The sequence below is a fragment of the Fervidobacterium sp. genome (assembly GCA_026419195.1).
Classification (GTDB): domain Bacteria; phylum Thermotogota; class Thermotogae; order Thermotogales; family Fervidobacteriaceae; genus Fervidobacterium.
On the sequence record JANZZV010000068.1, the window covers coordinates 1 to 1,022 of the forward strand.

A 1,022-nucleotide genomic window follows, 5' to 3' on the forward strand; every position below is an offset into this window, starting at 1 on the left:
CCCCTGAAGAATATCAGTTAATGAAAAAACATTCAACAGAAGGTGCAAAGATCTTTTCGAATCTTATGAAAAAATATCCCAATAATTCATTGATTAGAATCTGTCACGAAGTTACAAGATGGCATCATGAAAGGTGGGATGGAACAGGTTATCCAGACGGCTTGAAAGGAACCGCAATACCATTAACCGCACGAATCGTTGCAATTGCAGATGTCTTTGATGCACTTACAACACGAAGGTCCTATAGAAACGAATTTACTTCCGAAGAAGCTATAAAGATTATGACAGACGATGAAAACGGACACTTTGATTCTCATCTTCTTGAAATATTACTAAAGCACAAAAAATTATTCACTTCTATTGCTCAGTCGAGGTTAGCTGCTCAGTTAGATGAGGTAAGAAAATAACAACCAAAATACATAGCTTTCAAAATAGACCTTCCCGCATATGCGGGGAGGTTTTTTAGTAAATAAACTTTTCTTCCTATGTCTCGCTGGTTTTACCTAAACTCTGGTCAACGGAAGTTGACAAAGCCAGGATAATTTTTCACATCAGGTTTGAAAATGTTTCACCTTGAGTAAGGAACACCCAAAGGACCAAACCATTTTTGTCCAAAGTATAGACATTTTTATCTTTCGATGGAATATAAATATTCTCATTCACATCAATAGGTGATGTGCCATATATCTCTTCGTTTGTTTTAAATTCATTTTATGTAACCGAGTTTATCTATAACGTAAAATATTTCGTTGAGCGAATCGAATCTATGTATACTGTAGAATCTGGACCTGTAGTCGGAATTGAAACTACCTAGTTTGAAACTTTCACTCTCCACATAATTTCATTGACCGGTGTAATACCATACATAGTCCCATTATTACTTTCAAAATATATGTTTCCATTCGAATCTAAAGAAAGTTGAAGAAATTAATATTTCTTCTATGCAATTGCAATATTTTGTGTAAACGTGATATAATTATATACGAAATATAGAAATCCTTTATCTTTCAGTTCAAATTTGG

1 protein-coding gene is annotated in these 1,022 nt (G+C 34.0%); it reads left to right on the forward strand.

The features are described from left to right. Positions 1 to 407, forward strand: a 407-nt coding sequence (locus tag N2Z58_09435) for an HD domain-containing protein (protein MCX7654880.1), incomplete at its 5' end; no start/stop codon positions are given. Between the last annotated feature and the right edge of the window lie 615 nt (positions 408 to 1,022).